The following is a 1085-nucleotide window of genomic DNA, read 5'->3' as shown; positions in this document are numbered from 1 at the left end:
GGGCCGCCTGCCGTTGGTTGAAGAGTGTGCCCCATTGGGGCACCCTAAGCACAATGCAAACCGTCGCTGAAACCTCCGCGTTCCAACGCCGCGCACAAAAACTGCTGACGAGCGAGGAACATCACGCGTTGATCGAGTTTCTTGCCCGCAATGCCGAGCAAGGCGCGGAGATCCCCGGCGCCAAGGGAGTCCGGAAGATTCGCTACTCTGCGCGGAACCGGGGCAAGAGCGGCGGGTTACGGGTGATTTACTATTACTACAGCCCCGGACTTCCGCTCTACGCGCTGCTCATCTACGGCAAGGGCGAGCAGGTCGATCTCACCTCCGAGCAGCGTAGACAAGTCGCGGCGTTTGCCGAGGCGATCAAGGCAACAGCACGGAGCTGATCATGAGCGATCAACCGACCAACCTCGCCGACGAGCTCATCGACTCCCTTGGCGAGGCACTCGCCCACGCCCGGGGCGAAAGATCTGACGTACGCGAGCACCACACCGATTTCCCCCAGGTGCGACGCATCCGCGCCGAGCTCGGTCTCTCCCAGGAAGAGTTCGCCCGACTACTCGGTGTCAGCGCTTCCGGACTACGAAAGTGGGAACAAGGCCAGCGCACCCCGCGTGGTGCCGCCGCCACGCTCTTGCGCATCATGGAGCGTGAGCCACAAGCCGTGGCCCGGGCTTTGATCGAGGATCATCGGCGCACCGACGCCGGGAATCGCGCCAGTTAGCCGAGCCCGACGGTAGCGATAGCACCTCTTCGAAAAAATGCCGGCGGGTCAACGCCGGATGACCATCTGGACTGGCCACGGCCCATGACCACCGGCGTGGCCAAGAGACTAGACCCACTCGGGGGCGGATTTAACCAGCGCTCCTCTTGCTCCTTCGTCGGCCACCCAGGGATAAGGAGGCAAACGGTAGGGGGCTTCAGCGCGGCCTCGCCCTTGACCGCACTGAGGCACAATCTCACCCCTGATACGTCGGGCCAGAAAGACTGCCCCGAGCGGGCAGCAGTCCTCGGCTGCCAAGGAAAGCCGGCCGGGGGCCTCCCGTCACGGCTTACACCCTCACGATGTCAGGCCGCTATTTTGC

General features: G+C 63.8%; 2 protein-coding genes. Both read left to right on the top strand.

Going from position 1 to position 1085, the window contains the following annotated elements:
• Positions 1 to 386, top strand: a 386-nt coding sequence (locus LRG07_RS13680; RefSeq protein WP_238642746.1) for a hypothetical protein, incomplete at its 5' end; no start/stop codon positions are given.
• A gap of 2 nt (positions 387 to 388) precedes the next feature.
• Complete coding sequence (locus LRG07_RS13675; protein ID WP_238642745.1) at positions 389 to 724, top strand: DNA-binding transcriptional regulator; 336 nt, start codon at positions 389 to 391, stop codon at positions 722 to 724.
• The last annotated feature ends 361 nt before the right edge of the window (positions 725 to 1085 follow it).

The organism is Halorhodospira sp. 9622 (assembly GCF_022228025.1).
Lineage (GTDB): Bacteria > Pseudomonadota > Gammaproteobacteria > Nitrococcales > Halorhodospiraceae > Halorhodospira > Halorhodospira halophila_A.
The sequence above is the reverse complement of the archived record's forward strand: the minus strand, read 5'-3'. Positions and strand labels throughout refer to the sequence as shown.

Coding starts and splice junctions, on each gene's coding strand:
- LRG07_RS13675 (WP_238642745.1), top strand. CDS start 389: ATGAGCGATCAACCGACCAACCTCGCCGACGAGCTCATCGACTCCCTT.